We start from the raw sequence: 17,509 nt of genomic DNA, 5'->3' as shown, positions 1-17,509 counted from the left end.
CCATGTCGGTACGGTTAAGAATCATTGCAGCGATCAAGCAGATTGCGGAAGAACAGAAGGTCAAGCTGCCGCCGCTGACCGATGAGCTGACGTTGCATGAGACCGGCTTCGACTCGCTCGCTTTCGCCATCCTGGTCGCCCGTCTCGAGGACGATCTCGGCGTCGATCCGTTCACCCTGTCCGAGGATGTGACGTTCCCCAACACGATAGGCGACTTCATCGGGGCCTATGAGAATGTCCCCGCGTGAGATCTTCGCCCTTCGCGACCATCTCGGGACCGCGCTGACCGAACGGACGATCTCCGATCCGCGTCACGTCATATCGCTCGCCGAGCTCTCGCGCGGAAGCAGCCTCGGCGGCCGCACCGAAGAGCTCAACGGACGTTCGGTGCTGCTGGCGACCTCCGGCCAGCTCCTCGCCGGCCTTGCGCTGATCGAGATCGATGGCGTCGCACGACGTCTCCTGTTGTGTCCGCCGGATCTCAAGGGCGAGCATCTCGCCAGCATCATTGCCGATGCGGACATCGACGCCATCGTGACCGATGAGGTCCAGCGTTTCGACGCCTGCGGCGTCGATCTCGTGATCGAGGTCGCCCTGCCGCAGCCTTCTGCCGCGGTCGTGCAGACGGTGCGCGCCACCGAATGGCTGATGCTGACATCGGGTACATCGGGCGTGCCAAAGATTGTCGGGCATACGCTGGACGGTCTGTGCGGCGCGATCATCGGCGACCGTCCGGTACCTGGCGAAGCCATGCCGGTGTGGGCGACGTTCTACGACATCCGCCGCTATGGCGGCCTGCAGATCTTCCTGCGCGCCATCGTCGGCGGCGGCTCCATGGTATTGTCGGATCCGGGCGAGGGGCTATCGGACCACGTCGCGCGTCTCAACGCACGCGGCGTTACGCACATGTCCGGAACGCCGTCGCATTGGCGCAAGCTGCTGATGAGTGGGGCAGTGGAAGGCTTCGCGCCGCGCTATGTGCGTCTCTCCGGCGAGATCGCCGACCAGGCCGTGCTCGATGGATTGAAGCTGGCATTCCCCCACGCTTCGATCGGTCATGCCTACGCCTCGACCGAGGCCGGCGTCGGCTTCGCCGTGAATGATGGGCTGGAGGGGTTTCCGGCGACGCTGCTTGGCGAAGGCCGCGGCGCCGTCGACATGAAGGTCGCCGACGGCTCGCTGCGCATTCGCTCCAAGCGCGCCGCGCACGCCTATGTCGGACGCGCTGCGGCCGCCCTGACCGATACGGATGGTTATGTCGATACCGGTGACATGGTCGAGCTGCGCGGCGATCGCTACTACTTCGTCGGGCGCCGCAACGGCATCATCAATGTCGGCGGGCTCAAGGTCCATCCGGAAGAAATCGAGGCCGTGATCAATGGCCATCCCGAGGTGCGGATGTCGCGCGCCAAGTCGCGGCGCAGCCCGATCACCGGCGGCATCGTCGTCGCCGAGGTCGTGCTGACGGCGGATGCCGATCCGGCGCGGACCGAGGCGGTCCGCAATGAGATCCTCGCCGCGTGCCGCGCGCGCCTCGCGCCCCACAAGGTGCCGGCGATGATCCGTGTCGTGCCGGCGCTCGACGTCACACCGGCCGGCAAGCTGGCGCGCGCCGATGCGTAACGTTCTCGTCACCGGCGGCAGCCGCGGCATCGGGCTCGCCATCGCGCGCAGGCTCGCTGGCGCTGGCTATGACGTCGTCACGGTGGCCCGCCGGGAGAGCGAGGAACTGCGCGCTGCGATCGCCGAGTTCAGCGCCAGCAGCGCCGGCATTCATTTCCGCGCCTGTGATCTCAGCGTCGTCGACGAACTTCCGGCCTTCGTGAAGTCGGTGCGCGACGAGTTTGGTCCGCTCTACGGTCTCGTCAACAATGCCGGTCTCGGCACCGAGGGCCTGCTCGCGACCATGCATAATTCGGAGATCGAGGCCCTGGTGCGGCTGAACGTGCTGGCACCGATGATCCTGACGAAATATGTCGTTCGCCACATGATGGCCGCGGGCGAGGGGCGGGTGATCAACATCTCCTCGATCATCGCCTCCACCGGCTACAACGGCCTGTCCGTCTACGGCGCGACCAAGGCGGCGGCCAACGGCTTCACGCGCTCGCTGGCGCGCGAGGTCGGCAAGGTCGGCATCACCGTGAACGCGATCGCACCGGGCTTCATCGCCACCGAGCTGACGCAGAGCATGGACGAGGAGCAGCAGCGGCGCATCGCCGGCCGCAGCGCGTTGCGGCGGCTGCCGGAAACGGATGACGTGGCGGCGATGGTTGAATTCCTGCTCGGCGATGGCGGGCGCAATGTCACCGGCACCGTGCTGACGGTCGATGCAGGCAATACCGCCTGAGCCATTTGCGGCGATCGGTCGCTCTCGCCGTTGATTTCGCTCAAGCGTCCGACGGGCGGCAGCAGCGATAGTGCCGGCGCAATCCGGAACCGGTATCCATGTTCGAGCGCATTCTGCGGTGGACCCTCGTCGCGATCGCAATCGCGGGCCTCGCCGCGGGCGGCCTCGCGCATGTGCTCGGTCGCCCCGATCTTGCCGGGATCGCTTTTACGGCCTCGACCGTTCCGGTCATCCTGGGGCTGATCGTCTCGATCGTCCGCGATGTCCTGGCCGGCCGCATCGGCGTCGACGCGATCGCGCTGGTGTCGATGAGCGCGGCGATCATCCTCGGCGAGCCGCTGGCCGGCGCTGTCGTGGCGCTGATGTATTCCGGCGGCAACGTGCTCGAAGACATTGCCGTCGCCCGCGCCGAGCACGATCTGCGCGCGCTGGTCGATCGCGCGCCGCGCGAGGCACATCGCCGCCGTGGCGACCAGATCGACAACGTTCCGATCGCCAGCGTCGCGGTCGGTGATCGCCTGATGGTCCGCGCCGGCGAGATCGTCCCGGTCGATGGCATGGTCGAAGCGACCATCGCGGTCGTCGACGAGTCGGCGCTCACGGGGGAGCCGATCCCGGTGACGAAGACGCGCGGGATGGCGATCCTGTCGGGATCGGTGAATGCCGGCGACACGTTCGAAATGGCGGTCACCGCCACTGCGGGCGAAAGCACCTATGCCGGCATCGTCAAGCTGGTGACGACGGCCCAGACCGCGAAGGCGCCGTTCGTGCGGCTGGCCGACCGCTATGCCCTGATCTTCCTGCCCGTCAGCCTCGCCATCGCCGGGGCCGCCTATTTGGCCTCGGGCGATGTGATCCGGAGTCTTGCCGTGCTGGTGGCGGCAACGCCGTGCCCGCTGATTCTCGCCGCACCCGTCGCTTTCATTGCCGGGGTGGCGCAGGCGGCCCGAAGCGGCATTCTGGTCAAAGGTGGCGGCAAGCTCGAGGCGCTCGCGCGTGCGCACACCGTGCTGTTCGACAAGACGGGCACGCTGACCGTCGGCGGCGCGCGGCTGCTGTCGGTCGACGCCGCGCCGGGCGAGGACGCCGATGCGGTGCTGCTGCTCTGCGCATCGCTCGAGCAGGCCTCGCACCACGTGGTGGCGCACGCGATCGTTCAGGCCGGCCAGGCGCGCGGGCTGAAGCTGAAGGTGCCCGAACAGGTCAGGGAAACCATGGGCTCGGGCCTCGAAGGTCTGATCGATGGCCGCCCTGTGATGGCCGGCTCGCGCGACCTCGTGCTCGGCAGCCGGACGCCGCCGCCCTGGGCGGCGCGCGCGATCCGCCGGGCGTCGTGGCGGTCGGCGCTGATCGTCTTCGTTGCGATCGAGGGGCGCCCGATCGGGGCGCTGCTGCTGGCGGACGAACTGCGCGCGGATACGCCGCGCGCGATCCGCTGGCTCCGCGAGGCCGGCATCGCGCGCATGGTCATGGTGACCGGGGACCGCGCCGCGGCCGCCCAGGCGATCGGCGCGGCGCTCGACCTCGACGCCGTGCTGGCGGACCGTGTCCCCTCCGACAAGGTGGAGGCGGTCAAGAGCGAGCAGCGGCTGCATCCCACCATCATGGTGGGCGACGGCATCAACGATGCTCCGGCGCTGGCCTCCGCCGACGTCGGCATCGCGCTCGGCGCCCGTGGTGCCAGCGCCTCGTCGGAAGCCGCCGACGTGGTCATTCTCGCCGATCGGCTCGATCGGGTCGGCGAGGCGATCGTGATCGCGCAGCGCGCCCGACGCATCGCCCTGGAGAGCATCTTCGTCGGCATGGGCCTGTCGTTCGTGGCGATGGGGGCCGCGGCCTTCGGCCTGCTGCAGCCGGTGCCTGCGGCCCTGTTCCAGGAAGCCATCGACGTCGCCGTCATCCTCAACGCGCTCCGCGCTCTGTTTCCGGCCGGCCGCAGCAAAGCCGGCCGGATCACGGCCGAAGACGGCCGAGGGCTCAGGCATGATCACCAGGCGCTGCTGCGCGGCCTCGACCGCCTGCGCGCGATCGTCGATGCGCTCGACGAAGCCCCGCCCGACGGCGCCGTGGTGCTGATCATGGAGGCGAACGGCGTGGTGCAGGACAAGGTCGTGGCGCATGAGCGCGACGACGAGGGCTCGGTCTATCCGAAGCTTGCTCGCCTCCTGCAGGAGAGCCATGGCCTGTCGGCAATGAGCCGCGCGCATCGCGAGATCCTGCATCTGGCGCGCCTGCTCGGCCGGCTGGTCGAGGATCTGCCGTCCGAGCATGTGGACCGCTATCTGATCCGCGATGCGCAACGGGTGATCGAGGCGATCGAGACGCTGGTCCGCATGCACACGGCGCAGGAGGACGACATCTACGAGGCCGTGGTGGCGCGCTCGGCCGCCTGAGCCGTTCGCGTCAGCCTGGATGCCGCGGCAGGTCGATCCGTTCGTTGGCAAATTCCGCAGGACCTTCGATCAGGCGGCGGATCCGCCGCTCGCGCTCCTCGGCGGACAGGCTCGGATCGAGCATCCGATCGATCAGCCGGATCGCATTCTGCTCGATGGCGACGGGATCCCGCGACGTGGGCTGCCCGGCTGCGGCCGGCCGCGATGCATGCAGGCCGATCGTGAGCAACTGGCCGATGGCGTCGGAGCGTGTCATCTGGTGAGCCTCCGCCCAGGCGTCGATCTCGGCGGTGAGCTCCTGGGACAGCTTCACCGCGCTCACCGCATCATGTCCCAGCCGGACGGCCGGGCTCTGATCCCTGCGGACGTCGGAGAATGGCGTCATGTGTTTGCCGGACGTCATCTGCCTGTTGATCATATCAGCCTAAAGTATACGGGAGGGACGGGGATTTGATTTCGATCAAGGACGGCTTAAGAAAGCGACCTTCTCGCGACGGTTCCGCCGCCGGATGCCACGCGTGCCGCTGCCGCCAGGCAGGCCACGGAGCGCAATACCGTAGACAGTCAGCAAGCCCATGCGATTCCTCCACACCTTCCAGGTCTTCGACTTCCTCGACACGCTCGTGAGCCTGTTCACGGCGTTCGTGCTGGGCACGCTGATCGGTGCCGAGCGGCAATACCGGCAGCGCAGCGCCGGCCTGCGCACCAACGTGCTGGTCGCCGTCGGCGCGGCCGCCTTCGTCGACCTCGGCAACCGCCTGACCGGCGCCGACGGCGCGGTGCGGATCATCGCCTATGTGGTGTCGGGCATCGGCTTCCTCGGCGCCGGCACGATCATGAAGGAGGGCATGAACGTCCGCGGCCTCAACACCGCCGCGACGCTGTGGGCGTCCGCCGCGGTCGGCGCCTGCGCCGGCGCCGACCTGATCGCGCAGTCGGTGGCGCTGACGGTGTTCGTGCTGGCCGGCAACACCTTGCTGCGGCCGCTGGTCAATGCGATCGATCGCATCCCGCTCAATGCGCAGACCTCGGAGGCGAACTACGAGATCGTCCTGACCACCGACGGGCTGCGCGCCGCCGAGCTGCGCGAGGCGCTCGACGAGCGGCTGGAGGCGGCCAAATACCCGGTGCGGGAGACCGAGGTTGTCTATCGCTCCGAGGACATCGTCGAGATCATCGCGACGCTGGTGCCGCTCGCGGTCGATACGGTCGATCTCGACCGCGTCGTGTCCGAGCTGGCGAAGCTTGCCGGGGTCCGTCATGCGACTTGGAACGTCAGAGCGCTGGTGTGACGGCATTGGCGGACCAGCATCGCCGCGCCGGCGGCGGGGCGCTCGCCACACCTCGTGGCTGGCTGCCGCCGGCGACGGTCGCAAGCTCCCCACCCACGTCATGGTTCGACATCCCCCAGCATCGCTCATCGCGCCCATGCGAGAGTTCCATGCCGCGTCTGAACCATCGCTGAATGCGATGGCAGCCGGTCGAGGCTCTGCCGTCAATGCCCGCCGCGGGCGAAGATCTCGTAGAAGCCGAGCACGATCTCGCAGGCGATCAGGATGACGACGATGACCTCGAGCCGCAGCGAGCGCTTGGTGTCGATGATGTCGGCGAGCGTGGTCGCCGTCTCCGCGATCACCGCGAGCTTGCGGTTGAGGGTGTCCTCCCGCTCCTTCAGCTCATACTCGTCCTCGAGCCGTGCATAGAGCCGTTCCAGATCGGGCCGGTCCCACAACACGTCCGGCTTCTCGCCGACCGCCACGCGGCCGGAGACGCGGTGCTGCACCAGCAGCGCCTCGCCGAGCAGCTTGAGCATCGCCACCCGGCTCTTCGATGTTCGCCCCAGCAGCGCCAGCTCGCGCGCGAACGGCTCGATCGTGTCGAACACGTTGGCGATCTCGCGCTCGCTGCGGCCGAGCACGACGCTCTTGGCCAGCGCATCGGCGACGATGAGCAGCCGCTCCAGCGACAATTCCTTGACCAGGACCGGGCCGCCGACCGGGATCGGCTCGTCGGATTCGCGCGCGACCTGGACCTTGGCCGTCTCTTCCTCGTGCGGCGCGATCGGGCCGAACAGTCGCGCGCTCAGCCGGTCGAGGAAGTTGATCTCCTCCGCCACCGACAGGCCGATGAAGACGACGACGCCGTAGCGGAAGACCACGGCGATACCCGTCTCGCCGATGCGGACCGCCAGCGGCGTCGCCGACAGCACTTGGCCCTCGAAGCCGGCGGTATTGATGCGGTCCGCGATCTGGAGCGCGCGGGCGGCGAGTTGTGGAACGGGTGAGGCGTCGGCCATGATGGCGATAGGCTAGCACGTCAATGCCGATGGAACGATAACGCGGTGCAATCCGTCAGGCGACACGTCCGCTGCCGAATATCGTTGCCTGAACCCGCTTGACAGGAAAGAACGTAGCTCCTCATTGGACGCGCACCCCGGACGGATGCCTCTCAATGTCGAAGACCAGCGCTGCGGACTACTATGCCTCGATTCCGGTGTTTCGCGGCTTCGCGCGCCTGATGGAGCCGCAGCTCTACCAGCCGGTGCCGGATGACTGGCTGATCGGCACGGCTGACATCGTCGAGTCGACCAAGGCGATCGCCGACAGGCGCTACAAGGCGGTCAACATGGCCGGGGCGGCGGTCATCGCCGCGGTCACCAATGCCTTGGAAGGGCGCGAATTCCCATTCGTGTTCGGGGGCGACGGCGCGAGCTTCGCCGTCAGCCCGGATGACGAAGCGGCCGCGCGCGAGGCCCTTGCCGCGACCGCGACCTGGGTCAGGGAGGATCTCGATCTCGCGATGCGTGTCGCCCTGGTGCCGGTGAGCGCGATCCGCGCGCAGGGCCTCGACGTCCGCGTGGCGCGCTACGGTCCGTCGGCCAACCTGTCCTACGCGATGTTCGCAGGCGGCGGACTGGGCTGGGCCGAGGCCGCGATGAAGCGGGGCGAGTTCGCGATTCCGCCGGCGGCGTCCGGTGCGCAGCCCGATCTGTCCGGGCTGTCGTGCCGGTTCGAGGAGATCCCGGCGGCACGCGGCCTCATCCTGTCGGTGCTGGTGCTGCCGGCCCCCGGCGCCGATGCGCAGGCCTATCGCAAGGTGATCGAGGAGATCATCACCCTGACCGAACGCAGCCCCGATGCCGGGCGGCCGGTGCCGGCCGGCGCGCCGGCGCTGCGATGGCCGCCGCAGGGATTCGGCTACGAAGTCCGCGCCGCGCGCGGACCGCTGTTGTCGCGCTGGGCCCGCGTGCTCGGACGGACGCTGTTCGTCTATGCCGTGATGCGGTTCAACATCAGCATCGGCGGCTTCGTGCCGGATCTCTACAAGCAGCAGGTGGTCGAGAATTCCGACTTCCGCAAATATGACGATGCGCTGCGCATGATCCTCGACTGCACCGACGAGCTCGCGCAGGACTTGGAGCGCCGGCTTGGCGCGGCGGCGTCGCGCGGCATCGTCCGCTACGGGCTGCATCGCCAGGATGCCGCGATGATGACCTGCTTCACGCCGTCCGCGATCCGGCCGGATCACGTCCACTTCATCGACGGCGCGCGAGGCGGCTACGCGTCGGCTGCGACCGCGTTGAAGGCCGCGGTCGCCTGAGCGCTGATCAGCGCGCGCGGGTCCAGGTCTCGCCGCCGCACAGCGATCCGACGCAGCCTTCCACCTTCAGCGTGTCCGGGCCGGAGACGGAGATGTGGCTGGTGTAGCTCTGGCCGTCATCGGCGTTATAGATCTTGCCGGACCATTTGTTCGGCCCCTCCGCGTGAACGCCTTCGAACAGTTGCAGGCCGATGATCGGGCGGTTGGCAAGCGCGCGATTCGGATTCTTGTTGTCGACGGCCGGCTTGCCGGTGTCGGTGTCCATCGGCTCCTTCAGCCACACGACGGTGCCGCAGAGACCGGCGCCGCATTTGGCGACCTTGATCCTGGCGTCGCCGGCCTGGGTCAGCCAGGTGCCGGTCGGATCATCGGCAGCCAAAGCGGGCTGCGCCATCACGACGGTCGCCAGCGCAAGACCAGCCAAACGCAATTTCCAAATCATCTTACCCCCCGTTGAAGCCGCGTTTCCATAACAGCAAACGGCGCAGTTGCAATCGCAGAGCAGCGGTTGTCCAAAGCGGGATCATCACGATCAGGTGCATCGCCGACGGAACGTCTCAATCCCTTGCTCGGTTGTCTCATGCACTGGAAATGGCTTTGACTGCCGCGACAAACTCCATTGTCGTCCCGGCCTGGTGCGCAATTGCGCACGCGGCGCCGGGACCCATACCACCAGGGAGGGGTTTGAGGCAGACTGGTCATTGGCATTGTGCCCATCACGTCCGCCGCGGCGTATGGGTCCCGGATCGGCGCCGCGACGCGCTGGCGCGCGTCACGGCTTGTCCGGGACGACAGCGGTGGGTTTGGCGGATTTACGACTCAAACAGCTGATGACAGGGCCGGGACACGGCAGCGCGGCCTCGCGGCATGTGATGCCCGAGTGCTGCGATCCATGTGGCCCTCTTGAAAGTGCGGAGGGCGCAGGGAATGCCGGGTGAAGGCCTCACCCATGGCCCGCCTGCGAAAAAAATGCAGGCGGCAGGTACCACAGGCAAAGCCGAACACTCCGGCATTCCCTGCGCGACGGTCTTCACGCTTATACGCAGTCTCCCTGGTGCGCCGGGCTTGTTGGCCACCATGCCGCGACCATGCTTGCGCATTGCGCGGGTGACACCAGCGTCGGGGTGTCAGGACGCTGCGACTTCACGTCCGCGAGGTATCGTTCGTCCGCATCCTCGTCGAAGAGAATGCTGCGATCTCTCGCGGCCATCGCATCCCCACCTCGCGTGTCGTGACGATCGCGCGCTACGCCCCTCTGCGGTGAGGCGGGATGCACGGAGATAATCATGATTTCCGATAATGCGCAAGTGAATTATTTTTTCCAGAAGTTGCGCCGGGCGCTGCGCTGTCGTCCCGGTCGGGACATGGTTTGGACTGCCGCGACAAACTCCGCTGTCGTCCCGGCGAACGCCGGGACCCATACCCCCAGGGAGCGGTTTGAGGCACGCTGGCCGTTGGCCTTTCGCGTCTCGCAACCGCCGCGGCGTATGGGTCCCGGATCGGCGCCGCGACGCGCTGGCGCGCGTCACGGCTTGTCCGGGACGACAGCGGAAGGGAGAACGGATTTACGATTCAAACAAGGGAGGGGAGAACGGAGTCACCACGGCAATCCGCAGAGGTCGATGGTGCCGCGGGTCGGCGCGGTGCGCTTGACGTCGTGGACCAGCGCGGACAGCCGGTCGAAGCGGATGCGGCCCTGCTCGGGCTGCTCGGCGTAGACGTCGCCGTCGAACGGGATGAAGCCTCTCGCCGTGTAGAAGGGGATGCGATCCGCCGCGCAGAACAGCACGGCGTAGTTGATCGAGTCCTCGTGCCGCAGGGTCTGGATCGCCGCGTTCAGTCCCACCGTGGCGAGGCCGCGGTTGCGCATGTCGGGACGCGTCAAAACGCCGCCGATGCCGGCGACATTGACGTTCTGGCCGTTCCACTTCACGAGTCGGCGATAGATGCCGACATGGCACAGCACCTCGCCCCTGTCGTCCTGCACCAGCACCCGCAGGTCGGCATGCGCAAATGTGATACCAGCCCACGGCAAACCGGCGACCACCTCCGGCGGCCAAACCGCGTCGTAAAGCGGCTTGACCAGCGGCCAGGCGGCGTCATCATTCAATACGTCGATCTCGATGCTCATCAAAGCGGCTCGCTTTTTCCAAATTCACGGTGTTTTACGGTGTCGGAACCTTCTATAAGAAGGTCCCGTTAAATCCCGTCTTCCACAAGTTGCGGAACCGCCCCCATGACCTTTACGCTTCCCCCCCTGCCTTACGCCTATGAAGCCCTCGGACCCTACATGTCCAAGGAGACGCTCGAGTACCATCACGACAAGCATCATCAGGCCTATGTGACCAACGGCAACAATGCGATCAAGGGGACCGAATTCGAAGGCAAGTCCCTCGAGGAGATCGTCAAGGGCTCGTTCGGCAAGAACCCCGCCGTCTTCAACAATGCCGGCCAGCATTTCAACCACATCCATTTCTGGTCCTGGATGAAGCCGAATGGCGGTGGCTCCAAGCTGCCCGGCCGGCTCGAGAAGAAGATCGACGAGGATCTCGGCGGCTTCGAGAAGTTCAAGGCCGACTTCGCCGCCGCCGGCGTCGGCCAGTTCGGCTCGGGCTGGTGCTGGCTCTCGGTCAAGAACGGCAAGCTGGAGATCTCCAAGACCCCGAACGGCGAGAACCCGCTGGTGCACGGCGCGACCCCGATCCTCGGCTGCGACGTCTGGGAGCACTCCTACTACATCGACTATCGCAACCGCCGTCCCGACTATCTGAAGGCGTTCGTCGAGAATCTCATCAACTGGGACTACGTCGACGAGCTCTACGGCAAGGCTGTCTGATCGCTTATGATCCACGGAGGAGGGCGGTGAGCTCTAAGCTCGCCGCCCTTTTTCGTGACAGGATATTGACGCGACCGGTCCTTGCAAGCGAAGGCGCGTTTCGGCAAGAATTTTGCTGGTGAGGTGCGGAGGGTAGGGCATCCGTTCTCCGGCGCCGTGTGCAAGGTCAGGTTCTGTGAATCAATTGTTGGGCTATCTTCTCGTCTTCGTCGGCGGTGGCTGCGGCGCCTCGCTCCGGCACGCGATCAACATGGCGAGCGCCCGCGCGCTCGGCACCGATTTTCCGTGGGGCACCTTCATCATCAACATCACTGGCTCCACCGTGATGGGGCTGATCGCCGGCTACCTCGCCTTCAAGGGCGGCGCCTCTCAGCATTGGCGGCTGTTCCTGATGACCGGCATCCTCGGCGGCTACACGACCTTCTCGGCATTCTCGCTCGATACCGCGCTGCTCTATGAGCGCGGCGCACCGGGGCTGGCGGCGTTGTATGTGCTGGGCTCGGTCGGCATCTCCATCGCCGGCCTGTTCGGCGGCCTGGCGCTGGTGCGGGTCTTGAGCTGAGGCATCTTCGGCTCCCGCTGGCGCTAATGGCCCCGGAAACATTCCGGGCCTCATGGTTCGAGACGCGCCTTTCGGCGCTCCTCACCATGAGGGGCAGCTTCGTAGCCAGCGTGGCACGTTGATCGGAAACAGCGTGTTGACGGCGCGAGGGCCGCTGCGATCTGCTCAGTCCAGTCCAGAGTGCGAACCTTCGCTCCTCACCCTGAGGAGCCCGCCGCAGGCGGGCGTCTCGAAGGGCGAGGCCCGCACGAGCGGGCGTCAATGGTGACGGCCTTGCATAGCGCGCCGCCGGTGGACAGGGGTGATGTTATAATGTAACATTATAACGAAATGACCCAGTCCGCGCTCCAGAGCCACGATCACAGCCATGCGCATGGCGCGCACGGGCATGGCCACGGCCACAATCACGCCCACGGTCATGGTCCGGGCGCGCCGCATCCGGCGCAGCCGGCGTCCTGGTCGATCCTGCGGATGCCCGTGACGACACGGCTGGGGGCCGCGATCGCGGCCAGCGCGGTGCTCTGGGTCATCGTCATCATGGCGATGCGGTGAGGATGGCGATGGTGCAGCTGCAGTTCCGGGACGTCACGCTCGGCTATGACCGGCACCCGGCCGTGCATCATCTTTCGGGCGACGTGGCGGAGGGCGCGCTGCTGGCCGTGATCGGTCCCAACGGCGCCGGTAAATCGACCTTGTTCCGCGGCATCGTCGGCCTGTTGAAGCCGCTCGCCGGCAGCATCACGGCCGCCGGCCTCAAGCCGCGCGAGATCGCCTATCTGCCGCAGATCGCCGACATCGACCGCTCTTTCCCGATCTCGGTGTTCGATTTCGTCAGCACCGGACTGTGGCGCAGCACCGGCATGTTCGGCGGCATCGGCGCGGCCGCGCGCGAGAAGATCGCCCGGGCCATCGCCGCCGTCGGCCTCACCGGCTTCGAGGGCCGCGGCATCGGCACGCTGTCGGGCGGCCAGATGCAGCGCATGCTGTTCGCGCGCGTGCTGCTGCAGGATGCCCGCGTGATCGTGCTCGACGAGCCGTTCAACGCGATGGATTCCAAGACCTCGGCCGACCTTCTGCAACTGATCGAGCACTGGCATGGCGAGCGGCGCACCGTGCTGGCGGCGCTGCACGACATGGACATGGTGCGCGCGCATTTCCCGCAGACCCTGCTGCTGGCGCGCGAGGCCGTGGCCTGGGGGCCGACGGCGGAGGTGCTGACAACGGACAATCTCGCGCAGGCGCGCCGGATGTGCGAGGCGTTCGACGACGCCGCCGCGCCCTGCGTGCCCGCGCCAGCCTCCAAGGCGGCATGATGCTGCGCGAGGTGCTGTTCGCTCCGTTCTCGGATTTCGAGTTCATGCGCCGCGCGCTCGCCGCGGTCATCGCGCTGTCGCTCGGCTCCGGACCGATCGGCGTCTTCCTGATGCTCAGGCGCATGAGCCTGGTCGGCGACGCCATGGCGCATGCGATCCTGCCGGGAGCCGCGATCGGCTTCCTACTGTCGGGGCTCAATCTGTTCGCGATGACGACCGGCGGGCTGATCGCAGGCTTCGCCGTGGCGCTGCTGTCGGGCCTGGTGTCGCGCTCGACCGGGCTGAAGGAGGACGCGTCGCTCGCGACCTTCTATCTGGCGTCACTGGCGATCGGTGTCACCATCGTCTCGGTCAAGGGCACCAATATCGATCTGCTGCACGTGCTGTTCGGCAACATCCTGGCGATGGACGATCCGACCCTGCTGATGGTGGCCTTCAATGCCACGCTCACCCTGGTCGTGCTCGCCGTGATCTATCGCCCGCTGGTGGTCGAGAGCGTCGACCCGCTGTTCCTGCGCACCGTCAGCCGCGCCGGCGCGCCGGCGCACCTGATCTTCCTCGGCCTGATCGTGGTCAACCTCGTCAACGGCTTCCAGGCGCTCGGCACCTTGCTCGCGGTCGGCCTGATGATCCTGCCGGCGGGCATCGCCCGGTTCTGGTCGCGCGACGTCACGCCGATGATCTGCATCGCCGTCACCTCCGCGATCGTCTCCGGCTATGTCGGCCTGGTGCTGTCGTTCCAGACCCGCATTCCCTCGGGGCCAGCGATCATCCTGGTCGCGTCGCTCCTCTATCTCGGCTCGGTGCTGTTCGGACGCGTGGGCGGCGTGCTTCCGCAACTGTTTCCGGGACGTCACCTCGAAGCCTGAAGTCCATCCCCATGAAACGTTTGCTGTCCGTCCTCACTCTGCTGCTGTCGCTCGTCGCCCCCGCATCGGCCGAGACCCGGCTGAACGTCGTCACCAGCTTCTCGATCCTCGCCGACTTCGTCCGCCAGGTCGGCGGCGACAAGGTCAGTGTCGCCTCGCTGGTCGGGCCGGACAGCGACGTGCACGTCTACACGCCGACGCCGCATGATGCGAAGGACGTCGGCGCGGCGCGGCTGCTGATCGTCAACGGCCTCGGGCTGGAGGGCTGGCTGCCGCGGCTGCAGCAGGCCTCCGGCAGCAAGGCGCCGATCATCACGGCCACGCAGGGCATCAGCCCGCGCAAGCGCGGCACGGATGCCGATCCGCATGCCTGGCAGTCGGTCGGCAATGCCAAGGTCTACGTACGGAATATCCGCGACGCGCTGGTGGCGGCCGACCCCGCAGACGCGGAGGTCTTCAAGGCCAATGCGGAGCGCTACCTCGCCGAGCTCGATGCGCTCGACCGCGAGGTCCGCGCCGAGATCGACAAGATCCCGGCCGAGCGGCGCAAGGTGATCTCGACCCATGACGCCTTCGGCTATTTCGCCGATGCCTATGGCGTCGCCTTCATCGCCCCGCTCGGCGTCTCCACCGAGACCGAGCCCTCGGCCCGCGACGTCGCCGAGATCATCCGCCAGGTGAAAAAAACAGGGATTCCGGCCGTCTTCCTGGAGAATTTCAACGATGACCGGCTGGTCGGCCGGATCGCCGCCGAGACCGGCGCCACGATCGGCGGTACGCTGTATTCCGACGCCCTGAGCGATGAAAAGGGCCCCGTTCCCACTTACATTGCCATGGTCAGGCACAATATAAGGGCCTTGACGAGCGCGCTGGTCCGTTAGGGTTTTCAAGCCCTCGCGGCCAGCGCTTTTGAGCCATTTTCGATGCGATCTGAGGTTTTCGGAGTGAGCATGTCCGACGCGAGCAAGACACCAGTGACGGTCCTGACCGGCTATCTCGGGGCGGGCAAGACCACGCTTCTGAACCGCATCCTCTCGGAAGACCACGGCAAGAAGTACGCCGTCATCGTCAACGAATTCGGCGAGATCGGCATCGACAACGATCTCATCGTCGGCGCCGATGAGGAAGTGTTCGAGATGAACAATGGCTGCATCTGTTGCACGGTGCGCGGCGACCTCGTGCGCATCATCTCCGGCCTGATGCGGCGCAAGGGCAAGTTCGACGCCATCATCGTCGAGACCACCGGGCTCGCCGACCCCGCGCCGGTGGCGCAGACCTTCTTCGTCGACGAGGACGTGCAGAAGAACGCCCGGCTCGATGCGGTGGTGACGGTGGCCGACGCGAAGTGGCTGTCGGACCGGCTCAAGGATGCGCCGGAGGCCAAGAACCAGATCGCCTTCGCCGACGTCATCGTGCTCAACAAGACCGATCTCGTCAGCAAGCCGGAGCTCGCCGAGGTCGAGGCGCGCATCCGCGCCATCAACCCCTACGCAAAGCTGCATCGCACCGAGCGCTGCCAGATCGCGATCTCCGATGTGCTGGAGCGCGGCGCGTTCGATCTCGATCGTATCCTGGAGATCGAGCCGCAATTCCTCGAAGCCGGCGACGACCACGATCATCACCATCATGATCACGACCACGGTCATGATCATCATCACCACCATCACGATCACGGCCTGAAGCACTATCACGACGAGGAGATGCAGTCGCTGTCGCTGCGTTCCGACAAGCCGCTCGATCCGTCGAAGTTCATGCCGTGGCTGCAGAACCTGGTGCAGACCGAGGGCGGCAAGATCCTGCGCTCCAAGGGCATCCTGGCGTTTCAGGACGATGACGACCGCTACGTCTTCCAGGGCGTGCACATGATGCTGGAAGGCGATCATCAGCGGAAGTGGAAGCCGGATGAGGCGCGCCAGAGCCGCGTCGTCTTCATCGGCCGCGAGTTGCCGGAAGACGCCATCCGCGAAGGCTTCGAACGCTGCATCGTGACCTGATGACGTCGTTCGACCAGGGCGGCGAGGCCGCATCCATCGTCTCCGTCACCGACAAGGTGAAGCAGGTCGCGCTCGGCATGGCCGTCACGGCCGTGCACTATCTCGGCGACCGCGCGGTCTTCGTCGGCACCGAGGAGAGCGTCGCGGTTGTCGACGCCGAGGGCGAGATCAGCAAGATCGAGGTATCAGGCGGCGGCATCCTGTCGGCGGTGTCGGACGGATCGCGCATCCTGTTCGGCGGTGATGACGGCAAGGTCTCCGCGCTCGACAAGGCCGGCAGCGTCAGCGTGCTCGCCACCGATCCGAAGCGGCGCTGGATCGACAACGTCGCGGTTCATCCGGACGGTGCGATCGCCTGGTCGGTCGGCAAGACCGCGTTCGTGCGCGCGCCGAAGGGCGAGGAGAAGTCGCTCGAGGTGCCCTCGACCGCGGGCGGACTGGCGTTCGCGCCGAAGGGCCTGCGGCTCGCGATCGCGCATTACAACGGCGCGACCTTGTGGTTTCCGAACATGGCGGGCGAGCCGGAATTCCTCGGCTGGGCCGGCTCGCATCACGCCGTCACGTTCAGCCCGGACAACAAGTTCCTGGTCACCGCGATGCACGAGCCGGCGCTGCATGGCTGGCGGCTGGCCGATTCCCGGCACATGCGCATGACCGGCTACCCGTCGCGGGTCAAGTCGATGTCGTGGGGCAGCGGCGGGCGCTTTCTCGCCACCTCCGGCGCCGACATGGTCATCCTCTGGCCGTTCGTCGGCAAGGACGGCCCGATGGGCAAGGAGCCGGCGATGCTGGCGCCGATGAAGGCCAAGGTCACCGCGGTCGCCTGCCATCCCAAGCAGGACATCCTGGCCTGCGGCTACGAGGACGGCACCGTGCTGATGGTGCGGATGCAGGACGGCGCCGAGATCCTGGTGCGGCGGAACGAGACACCGCCGGTCGTGGCGCTGGGCTGGAATGCCGCGGGAACGTGGCTCGCTTTCTCCGATGAAAGTGGCGAGGCGGGCCTGCTGCGGCTGTGATCCGCCGTTTCGGGCGGGAGTGGGGCATAGCGGCGCAGGCCCGAATGGGAACCGCGCCGCTGTCAATCCGTTGTTCCCGCGCGTGATCCGATGCGAGCGCCACATGCGGTGGTGTGATTTGCATCGGACAATGCGGAGGACTGCTCATGGCCCCGATCAACAGCAAACGCACCCTGCGCCGCGACCTTTGGCTTGCAGCCGGCCTGCTTGGTCTGGGCGCGCTGGTGGCGATCGTCTCGCTGACGGAGATCAAGGCCGGCCATCTCGACCAGATGGCGCAGGCCACGCCGTCAGCTTCGCCAGAGCCGTCGGCAACTCCCGCTGAATCCAAGCCCGGCGGCACCCGCCCGACCACGCCGGCCCCCGAGCCCGCGCGTCCTGACGTCGAAGCCCAGAAGGAAGGCGCCAAGCCGGCCTTGCCGCCAGCCCCGGCCGAGAAGGTCGCGCCGCCGATGGACAAGAAGTAGTTCGGTCAGCCGAGCGGCGCCGCACACTCCGCTGTCGTCCCGGCGAATGCCGGGACCATAGCTACCGGCCCGTCATGAGGCTGGCCGCTGACAGCTCCGTGCCCTCGAG

General features: G+C 66.9%; 19 protein-coding genes. 15 read left to right on the top strand and 4 right to left on the bottom strand.

The window, feature by feature from the left end:
* The first annotated feature begins 2 nt into the window (after nucleotides 1-2).
* From ACQR2C_RS30325 to ACQR2C_RS30310, 4 genes are all read left to right on the top strand, one after another.
* The gene (locus ACQR2C_RS30325; protein WP_315802699.1) at nucleotides 3-248 is read left to right on the top strand and encodes an acyl carrier protein; all 246 of its coding nucleotides are present in this window, start codon (nucleotides 3-5) and stop codon (nucleotides 246-248) included.
* Nucleotides 235-1,623, top strand: coding sequence for a class I adenylate-forming enzyme family protein (locus ACQR2C_RS30320; protein WP_434882755.1), 1,389 nt, complete (start codon nucleotides 235-237; stop codon nucleotides 1,621-1,623). Before ACQR2C_RS30325 ends, ACQR2C_RS30320 begins: the two co-directional genes overlap by 14 nt.
* Nucleotides 1,616-2,347, top strand: a complete 732-nt coding sequence (locus ACQR2C_RS30315) for an SDR family NAD(P)-dependent oxidoreductase (RefSeq protein ID WP_434882754.1) — start codon at nucleotides 1,616-1,618, stop codon at nucleotides 2,345-2,347. The genes ACQR2C_RS30320 and ACQR2C_RS30315 overlap by 8 nt, the downstream gene beginning before the upstream one ends.
* Before the next feature lie 98 nt (nucleotides 2,348-2,445).
* Complete coding sequence (locus ACQR2C_RS30310; protein ID WP_434882753.1) at nucleotides 2,446-4,740, top strand: heavy metal translocating P-type ATPase; 2,295 nt, start codon at nucleotides 2,446-2,448, stop codon at nucleotides 4,738-4,740.
* Nucleotides 4,741-4,750: 10 nt separating this feature from the next.
* Here ACQR2C_RS30310 and ACQR2C_RS30305 read toward each other — a convergent pair whose 3' ends face one another.
* The gene (locus tag ACQR2C_RS30305; RefSeq protein ID WP_434882752.1) at nucleotides 4,751-5,158 is read right to left on the bottom strand and encodes a hypothetical protein; all 408 of its coding nucleotides are present in this window, start codon (nucleotides 5,156-5,158) and stop codon (nucleotides 4,751-4,753) included.
* 157 nt (nucleotides 5,159-5,315) lie between these two features.
* Between ACQR2C_RS30305 and ACQR2C_RS30300 the strand changes: the two genes are divergently transcribed.
* Nucleotides 5,316-6,032: an MgtC/SapB family protein gene (locus tag ACQR2C_RS30300; RefSeq protein WP_315802704.1), complete on the top strand. Its 717-nt coding sequence runs from the start codon at nucleotides 5,316-5,318 to the stop codon at nucleotides 6,030-6,032.
* 203 nt (nucleotides 6,033-6,235) lie between these two features.
* Here ACQR2C_RS30300 and ACQR2C_RS30295 read toward each other — a convergent pair whose 3' ends face one another.
* Nucleotides 6,236-7,036, bottom strand: coding sequence for an RMD1 family protein (locus ACQR2C_RS30295; protein ID WP_434882751.1), 801 nt, complete (start codon nucleotides 7,034-7,036; stop codon nucleotides 6,236-6,238).
* 155 nt (nucleotides 7,037-7,191) lie between these two features.
* Here ACQR2C_RS30295 and ACQR2C_RS30290 point away from each other — a divergent pair, with 155 nt between their 5' ends.
* The gene (locus ACQR2C_RS30290; protein ID WP_316236774.1) at nucleotides 7,192-8,340 is read left to right on the top strand and encodes a DUF3095 domain-containing protein; all 1,149 of its coding nucleotides are present in this window, start codon (nucleotides 7,192-7,194) and stop codon (nucleotides 8,338-8,340) included.
* Between the two features lie 7 nt (nucleotides 8,341-8,347).
* Here the strand turns inward: ACQR2C_RS30290 and ACQR2C_RS30285 are convergent, their stop codons facing one another.
* Both ACQR2C_RS30285 and ACQR2C_RS30280 read right to left on the bottom strand, forming a co-directional pair.
* A complete protein-coding gene (locus tag ACQR2C_RS30285; protein ID WP_315802707.1) occupies nucleotides 8,348-8,782 on the bottom strand; it encodes a DUF2147 domain-containing protein in 435 nt (144 codons plus the stop codon).
* Between the two features lie 1,155 nt (nucleotides 8,783-9,937).
* Complete coding sequence (locus ACQR2C_RS30280) at nucleotides 9,938-10,471, bottom strand: GNAT family N-acetyltransferase (RefSeq protein WP_316217199.1); 534 nt, start codon at nucleotides 10,469-10,471, stop codon at nucleotides 9,938-9,940.
* A 105-nt stretch (nucleotides 10,472-10,576) separates the two neighbouring features.
* On the opposite strand from ACQR2C_RS30280, the gene ACQR2C_RS30275 reads away from it, so the two are divergent.
* From ACQR2C_RS30275 to ACQR2C_RS30235, 9 genes are all read left to right on the top strand, one after another.
* Entirely contained in the window at nucleotides 10,577-11,176 is a 600-nt protein-coding gene (locus ACQR2C_RS30275) for a superoxide dismutase (protein ID WP_315801788.1), read from the top strand.
* A gap of 175 nt (nucleotides 11,177-11,351) precedes the next feature.
* A complete protein-coding gene (crcB, locus tag ACQR2C_RS30270) occupies nucleotides 11,352-11,738 on the top strand; it encodes a fluoride efflux transporter CrcB (RefSeq protein ID WP_315801789.1) in 387 nt (128 codons plus the stop codon).
* 330 nt (nucleotides 11,739-12,068) lie between these two features.
* Nucleotides 12,069-12,290 carry a hypothetical protein gene (locus ACQR2C_RS30265; protein WP_315801790.1) on the top strand — a complete coding sequence of 74 codons (222 nt, stop codon included), beginning with the start codon at nucleotides 12,069-12,071 and terminating at the stop codon, nucleotides 12,288-12,290.
* Between the two features lie 2 nt (nucleotides 12,291-12,292).
* Nucleotides 12,293-13,051 (top strand): metal ABC transporter ATP-binding protein, encoded by a 759-nt coding sequence (locus ACQR2C_RS30260; protein WP_315801791.1) that lies wholly within the window; start codon nucleotides 12,293-12,295, stop codon nucleotides 13,049-13,051.
* The gene (locus ACQR2C_RS30255) at nucleotides 13,048-13,920 is read left to right on the top strand and encodes a metal ABC transporter permease (RefSeq protein WP_316236776.1); all 873 of its coding nucleotides are present in this window, start codon (nucleotides 13,048-13,050) and stop codon (nucleotides 13,918-13,920) included. The genes ACQR2C_RS30260 and ACQR2C_RS30255 overlap by 4 nt, the downstream gene beginning before the upstream one ends.
* A gap of 11 nt (nucleotides 13,921-13,931) precedes the next feature.
* Nucleotides 13,932-14,801, top strand: a complete 870-nt coding sequence (locus ACQR2C_RS30250; protein WP_434882750.1) for a metal ABC transporter substrate-binding protein — start codon at nucleotides 13,932-13,934, stop codon at nucleotides 14,799-14,801.
* Nucleotides 14,802-14,870: 69 nt separating this feature from the next.
* Nucleotides 14,871-15,914: a CobW family GTP-binding protein gene (locus ACQR2C_RS30245; protein WP_409997906.1), complete on the top strand. Its 1,044-nt coding sequence runs from the start codon at nucleotides 14,871-14,873 to the stop codon at nucleotides 15,912-15,914.
* Nucleotides 15,914-16,933, top strand: a complete 1,020-nt coding sequence (locus ACQR2C_RS30240; protein WP_316217195.1) for a WD40 repeat domain-containing protein — start codon at nucleotides 15,914-15,916, stop codon at nucleotides 16,931-16,933. Before ACQR2C_RS30245 ends, ACQR2C_RS30240 begins: the two co-directional genes overlap by 1 nt.
* Before the next feature lie 146 nt (nucleotides 16,934-17,079).
* A complete protein-coding gene (locus ACQR2C_RS30235) occupies nucleotides 17,080-17,400 on the top strand; it encodes a hypothetical protein (protein ID WP_434882749.1) in 321 nt (106 codons plus the stop codon).
* The last annotated feature ends 109 nt before the right edge of the window (nucleotides 17,401-17,509 follow it).

The organism is Bradyrhizobium sp. HKCCYLRH3061, from assembly GCF_051168015.1.
Taxonomy (GTDB): domain Bacteria; phylum Pseudomonadota; class Alphaproteobacteria; order Rhizobiales; family Xanthobacteraceae; genus Bradyrhizobium.
Note: the sequence above shows the minus strand (reverse complement) of the source record. Positions and strands in the feature narration are given on the sequence as shown.